The organism is Streptomyces sp. 150FB (assembly GCF_000818195.1).
Taxonomy (GTDB): domain Bacteria; phylum Actinomycetota; class Actinomycetes; order Streptomycetales; family Streptomycetaceae; genus Streptomyces.
In genome coordinates this window covers 2,238,620-2,244,146 of the sequence record NZ_JTHL01000001.1, presented here as the reverse complement: position 1 = coordinate 2,244,146, position 5,527 = coordinate 2,238,620, and the positions used below count along the sequence as shown (strand labels likewise).

The following is a 5,527-nucleotide window of genomic DNA, read 5'->3' as shown; positions in this document are numbered from 1 at the left end:
CAGCGGCTCGTCGGCCTCGACGCGCTCGCCCTCGGCCTTCAGCCAGCGGGTCACAGTGCCCTCGGTGACGCTCTCGCCGAGCGCCGGCAGGGTTACGGAAACCGCCATGGTTTCAGTTGCTCCTAACGGTGTGGTCTCCCCAGCCCGCGCGGAGCGCCGAGCGAGGGGAAGTGCGGTAGTGGTCGTCGCGCCCGGACTGACGCATCAGTCGTGGGAGTGCAGGGGCTTGCCGGCCAGGGCCAGGTGGGCCTCGCCGAGCGCCTCGTTCTGGGTCGGGTGCGCGTGGATGAGCTGCGCGACCTCGGCAGGCAGCGCTTCCCAGTTGTAGATCAACTGAGCTTCGCCGACCTGCTCGCCCATACGGTCACCGACCATGTGGATGCCGACCACGGCGCCGTCCTTGACCTGGACGAGCTTGATCTCGCCCGAGGTCTTGAGGATCTTGCTCCTGCCGTTAGCCGCCAGGCTGGACTTGAGGGCGACGACCTTGTCGGCGCCGTAGATCTCCTTGGCCTTGGCCTCGGTGATACCGACGGAGGCGACCTCCGGGTGGGAGTACGTCACCCTGGGCACACCGTCGTAGTCGATCGGGACGGTCTTGAGACCGGCCAGCCGCTCCGCGACGAGGATGCCCTCGGCGAAGCCGACGTGGGCGAGCTGGAGGGTCGGGACGAGGTCACCGACCGCCGAGATCGTCTCCACGTTCGTACGCATGTACTCGTCGACGACCACATAGCCGCGGTCGATCGCGACGCCCTGCTCCTCGTACCCGAGGCCCGCCGAGACGGGGCCGCGGCCGATCGCGACGAGCAGCACCTCCGCCTCGAAGGTCTTGCCGTCGGCCAGGGTGACGCGTACGCCGTCCTGCGTGTACTCGGCCTTGTCGAAGAACGTGCCGAGGTTGAACTTGATACCGCGCTTGCGGAAGGCGCGCTCCAGCAGCTTGGAGCTGTTCTCGTCCTCCAGCGGCGCGAGGTGCTTCAGGCCCTCGACGATCGTCACCTCGGTGCCGAAGGACTTCCACGCCGAGGCGAACTCGACGCCGATGACGCCGCCGCCGAGGATGATCGCCGACTGCGGGACGCGGTCCAGCGTCAGCGCGTGGTCCGAGGAGATGATCCGGTTGCCGTCGATGTCCAGGCCCGGCAGCGACTTCGGCACGGAGCCGGTCGCCAGCAGGACATGGCGCCCCTGGACACTGCGGCCCCCGACGTCGACGGAGGTGGGGGAGGAGAGATACCCCTCACCCTCGATGTAGGTCACCTTGCGGGAGGCGATGAGCCCCTGAAGACCCTTGTAGAGGCCCGAGACCACGTCGTCCTTGTACTTGTGCACCCCCGCCATGTCGATGCCCTCGAAGGTGGCCTTGACGCCGAACTGGTCGGCCTCACGCGCCTGGTCGGCGATCTCGCCGGCGTGCAGCAGGGCCTTCGTGGGAATGCAGCCGTTGTGCAGGCAGGTGCCACCCAGCTTGTTCTTCTCGATCAGGGCGACGTCCAGTCCTAGCTGCGCCCCGCGCAGCGCCGCGGCGTAACCACCGCTACCGCCACCGAGGATCACTAGGTCGAAAACAGTGCTGGCGTCGTTCGCCACGTCACGTCCTCCATGCATGTGCGCCGGGCGCCGGCCTTCGTGACCGGGGCGGCGGCTGGTGTTCGGCCGCTTGTCTTCGGCCCTGTGGTGGGGGCCCTGTCCTGCCGAGAACCCATCTTCGCACTTGTTGACGGGCGGCGGGACGCGGGGCCGGGGTCGGGGACGGCCCCGAACCGCGCTGTACGGGGTTACCCCCGCGTACGCCGTTCGGATTTCGCTCACGGGCGAACGTTCTCGGCGGACGGGCGGGCCGGAGTTCCGGCCACCGGCCGGGACGGCACATGACGGGAAAAGGACCGCGGCCCCAGGCTTCGTACAAGCCCGGGGCCGTGATTCTTATTCCGCCGTTACGTCCCGCGCGGGTACGTCCGGTCCTCGGGCGACGCTCAGCCGAGGTCGCCGTCGGCGGTGCGCTCGGCCAGCCTGACGAGCGTACGGATCGCGGACCCCGTACCGCCCTTCGGCGTGTAGCCGAACGGGGCGCCCTCGTGGAAGGCCGGTCCCGCGATGTCCAGGTGGGCCCAGGTGATGCCCTCGCCCACGAACTCCTTCAGGAAGAGGCCGGCGACCAGGCCGCCGCCCATCCGCTCGCCCATGTTGGCGATGTCGGCGGTGGAGGAGTCCATGCCCTTGCGCAGGTCGGCGGGGAGCGGCATCGGCCAGGACGCCTCGCCGACCTCGGAGGCGATCTCGTGCAGGGAGGTACGGAAGGCGTCGTCGTTCGACATGATGCCGAACGTACGGCTGCCCAGCGCCATCATCATCGCGCCGGTGAGGGTCGCCACGTCGACGATCGCGTCCGGGGCCTCCTCGGAGGCGCGGGTGATCGCGTCGGCCAGCACGAGCCTGCCCTCGGCGTCGGTGTTGAGCACCTCGACGGTCTTGCCGCTGTACATGCGCAGGACGTCGCCCGGCCGGACGGCGGACCCCGACGGCATGTTCTCGGCGAGCGCCAGCCAGGCGGTCACGTTGACGCGCAGCCCCAGCCGGGCGGCGGAGACGACGGCGGCGAAGACGGCGGCGGCGCCGCTCATGTCGCACTTCATCGTCTCGTTGTGGCCCGGCGACTTGAGGGAGATGCCGCCCGAGTCGTAGGTGATGCCCTTGCCGACGAGGGCGAGGGTCTTCTCCGCCTTGGGGTGCGTGTACGACAGCTTCACCAGGCGCGGCGGGGTCGCCGAGCCCTGGCCGACACCGAGGATGCCGCCGAAGCCGCCCTTGACGAGCGCCTTCTCGTCGAGCACCTCGACCTTGACGCCGTGCTCCTTGCCGGCCGCGACGGCGATGGCCGCGAAGGACTCGGGATACAGGTCGTTCGGCGGGGTGTTGATCAGGTCGCGGGCGCGGTTGATCTCCTCGGTCAGCGCGATCGCGCGCTCGGCCGCCGCCTTGTGGTCCTTGTCACGCGGCTTCGCGCCGAGGAGCGTGATCTCGGCGAGCGGCAGCTTCGGGCCGTTGCCGTTGCCGTTCTTCGTCTTCTTCTCGCCGCCCAGGTAGACGGTGAAGGCGTACGCCCCGAGGAGCGCGCCCTCGGCGACGGCCGCGACGTCCTCGGCGGCTTCGAGGGGCAGCGCGAACGCGGCTTTCTTGGTGCCGGCCAGGGCGCGCGCGGCGGAGCCGGCGGCGCGGCGCAGCGGCTCGGTGCCGTACGTCTCGTCCTTGGCGGGAGCGGCGCCGAGGCCGACGACCAGGACAACCGGTGTCTTGAGAGCGGCGGGGGCGGGGAGCTTGGTCACCTCGCCCTCGGAGCCCGAGGCGCCGAGGGATTCCAGTACGGTGGCGAGCTTTCCGTCGAACGCGGCGTCCACGGCCTCGCCACCCGGCGCGACAACCAGGCCTTTGGCGCCCTTCGCGACACCGACGACGACCACGTCGACGCGAGGGGTCGACGCGCCGGCTGGCTTAAGAGTGAGAGCAGTCACGGTGGTGAAATCTCGCTTCCGTTGAGTTCTGTTGGCGGTCGAGGGGTGGGCCGACCGTGCCCGCCGCATCGTAATCCGGCCCGAAGAGCGCCGGGAATGAGCCTACGCGCGAAGAATCGGCCCGCTCAGCCCAGGGCCAGTGCGACCAGGGTCACGGTCGCCGCCGTCTCGGCGAGGGCGCCGAAGACATCGCCGGTGACCCCGCCGAAGCGGCGTACGCAGTGGTGCAGCAGGGCCCACGCCGCTGCCAGCGCCACCACGACCGCCACCGCGTGGTGGACGGCGCCGCCGAGGCCGCGATACGAGCCGGCGGCGGCGCAGACACCCGTCACGAGCACGGCCGACGCGACGGCCGCCCCGGTGGGGATAGTCCCGGCGACGGCGGCGCCCAGCCCGTCGGGCCTGGCGGGCGGGACGCCCGTACGGCAGGCGAGGGTCAGCGCGAGCCGCGAGGTGACTCCGGCGACGACGACCGCGACCGTGCCGTGCCAGCGGCCCGCGCCGTACAACTCGGCCACGGCGGCGACCTGGGCGAGCAGCACCAGCAGCAGTGTGATCACCCCGAAGGGCCCGATGTCCGACTGCTTCATGATCCGCAGGGCGTCCTCGGCGGGCTTGCCGCTGCCGAGCCCGTCGGCGGTGTCGGCGAGGCCGTCGAGATGCAGCCCGCGCGTGAGGACGGCGGGTACGGCCACCGCGGCCACGGCGGCGAGCGGCGCGGAGGCCCCGGCGAGCAGCAGCAGACCGCCGGCGAGGGCCGCACCGGCGCCGACGACCAGCCCGGCGAGCGGCGCGTACAGCATTCCGGCGCCGGCGGTGGCACGGTCCCAGCGCGTCACCCGGACCGGCAGCACGGTGAGGGTGCCGAAGGCGAAACGTATGCCGTCGAGGCCGGCGCCCGACGTGGCGCGGGTGCGCCGGGCGCCGGGAGTGCTGGGGGTTCCGTCCCGGGGAGTCATCGCGCGAAAGCGTAACCGGGGGCGTGAGCGGGGCGGGATCGGGGCGTGGGCGGGGCGGAGGCGGTGCGTTGATGGTGCGTGAGCGCTAAATTGCGCATACGGCACATAGGGGTGCGATCGGGAAGTTGGTGGCATGGGCGACTGGTTCCACCGGGACATCGTCGAGCCGGGCAAGCTCCCCGGTCTGCTCGCGCTCGCGTCCTTCGTGCTCACGTTCCTGGTGACCCGTGTCATCACCCGGCTGATCCGGGCCGGCAAGGGGCCCTTCGGGAACGTCTCGACGGGCAGTACGCACATCCACCATGTGGTGCCGGGGGTGGTGTTGACCGTGATCGGGGGTTTCGGCGCGGTCGGCACCGGGAGGCACGGCGTCGTCGCCGGGGTGTGCGCGGTGATCTTCGGGGTGGGGGTGGGTCTCGTCCTCGACGAGTTCGCGCTGATCCTGCACCTCGACGACGTCTACTGGAGCGAGCAGGGCCGGCAGAGCGTGGAGGTCGTGATCCTGGCGGCGGCGCTGGCACTGCTGGTGCTGGGCGGGTTCTCGCCGCTGGGCGTCGACTCGCTGTCGTCGGATCAGCGGCAGAACAGGGGGTCGGCGATCGCGACCCTCGTGGTCGATTTCTTCTTCGCGCTCATCACGCTGGTCAAGGGGAAGCCGCGGATGGCGCTCATCGGGGTCCTGGTGCCGTTCGTGGCGCTCATCGGCGCGATCAGGCTGGCCCGGCCGGGGACGCCGTGGGCGAAGCGGTTCTACCGGCGGCGGCCGAAGGCGCGGGCGAAGGCCCTGCTGCGGGAGTACCACCACGAAGTGCGCTGGGTCCGGCCCAGGCAGCGGGTGCAGGACTGGATCGGCGGGGCACCGGACCGGCCGACCTTGTGAGCGGGCGTTGTGGGCGGGCGAGGGGGCCGGACGCCGTGTCCGGCCCCGTACGGCGCGCGAGCCTCGGCCCGCCGGCCTGCCTCAGCCCGCCTCCGTGACCGCCGGGGCCGCGTCTTCCGTCGCTTCAGGATCCGGCTCGGGCTCCGGCTCCGGGCGTTCCGGCAGCTCCGCCG

Annotated in this window: 5 protein-coding genes; 1 reads left to right on the top strand and 4 read right to left on the bottom strand. The window is 71.4% G+C overall.

The window, feature by feature from the left end; translation table 11 throughout:
- The 4 genes from QR77_RS43370 to QR77_RS09290 form a co-directional block, all read right to left on the bottom strand.
- On the bottom strand, nt 1-108 hold a 108-nt coding region (locus tag QR77_RS43370; RefSeq protein WP_307825842.1), incomplete at its 3' end, for a biotin/lipoyl-containing protein.
- A gap of 96 nt (nt 109-204) precedes the next feature.
- On the bottom strand, nt 205-1,593 hold the full coding sequence (gene lpdA, locus QR77_RS09300) for a dihydrolipoyl dehydrogenase (protein ID WP_040020897.1): 1,389 nt from the start codon (nt 1,591-1,593) through the stop codon (nt 205-207).
- A gap of 386 nt (nt 1,594-1,979) precedes the next feature.
- Complete coding sequence (locus QR77_RS09295; protein WP_040020896.1) at nt 1,980-3,515, bottom strand: leucyl aminopeptidase; 1,536 nt, start codon at nt 3,513-3,515, stop codon at nt 1,980-1,982.
- A 125-nt stretch (nt 3,516-3,640) separates the two neighbouring features.
- Entirely contained in the window at nt 3,641-4,474 is an 834-nt protein-coding gene (locus tag QR77_RS09290) for an adenosylcobinamide-GDP ribazoletransferase (RefSeq protein ID WP_078876566.1), read from the bottom strand.
- A gap of 133 nt (nt 4,475-4,607) precedes the next feature.
- On the opposite strand from QR77_RS09290, the gene QR77_RS09285 reads away from it, so the two are divergent.
- Nucleotides 4,608-5,354 (top strand): hypothetical protein, encoded by a 747-nt coding sequence (locus QR77_RS09285; protein WP_040020894.1) that lies wholly within the window; start codon nt 4,608-4,610, stop codon nt 5,352-5,354.
- Nucleotides 5,355-5,527 lie beyond the last annotated feature (173 nt).

What these genes read in the sequence shown, in the direction of transcription:
- QR77_RS09285 (WP_040020894.1), top strand. Translation starts at nt 4,608, where the DNA reads ATGGGCGACTGGTTCCACCGGGACATCGTCGAGCCGGGCAAGCTCCCC.
- QR77_RS09290 (WP_078876566.1), bottom strand. Translation starts at nt 4,474, where the DNA reads ATGACTCCCCGGGACGGAACCCCCAGCACTCCCGGCGCCCGGCGCACC.